Origin of the sequence: Erysipelatoclostridium sp. MSK.7.34, assembly GCF_019041935.1 — a bacterium.
Classification (GTDB): domain Bacteria; phylum Bacillota_I; class Bacilli_A; order Erysipelotrichales; family Coprobacillaceae; genus Thomasclavelia; species Thomasclavelia ramosa.
Genome location: NZ_JAHPYJ010000077.1, coordinates 1 through 596, shown reverse-complemented (window position 1 = coordinate 596; position 596 = coordinate 1). Strand labels below are relative to the sequence as shown.

The following is a 596-nucleotide window of genomic DNA, read 5'->3' as shown; positions in this document are numbered from 1 at the left end:
TTGCATCAATAAAAACCTCATCAATTGAATAAACATGAATATCTTCAGCTGAGGTGTATTCTAAATATACTTCGTAGATTTTTTTACTGTAATCAATATAAAATGCCATCCTCGGAGGGGCAATAATGAATCCCAGTTCAAGACTTGTGTCATTTTTTAACTCTGAATCAATATGTGATTTTCCTCTAAACTCCCTATACCTGTTATCTTTTTTTCTTTTTCTATTGATTTCTTTGACCTTTTGAACTACTTCAAAGAGCCTTGCTCTACCGCCGATACCATACTGTTTAAGAGAAGGAGAAACAGCCAAACAGATTGTCTTTTCTGTTTTAGTTGAATCAGCAACCACCAGATTGGTATTCATGTGGATCTAATTCTCTTTCTACACATTCTACAGAAGCATAAAACGCTTTCAGATCTATAGCCATATATATTCCCTGCGCTCATCATTCTCACCTCAACTGCCTTTAATTTAATTATTAACACATCATTAATAATTAAACTGATTCTAAAACGATTATAAAATTTAAAAGTGCGTAATTCAACTGAACTACACACTCAAACATTAATTATTTACTTTTAACTGACAAATTAAG

Annotated in this window: 1 pseudogene; it reads right to left on the bottom strand. The window is 31.9% G+C overall.

Annotation, left to right across the window (positions count from 1 at the left end):
• Positions 1-428 (bottom strand): annotated as a pseudogene (locus KTF99_RS16900) (Y-family DNA polymerase); the annotation flags it as partial.
• Positions 429-596: the final 168 nt, after the last annotated feature.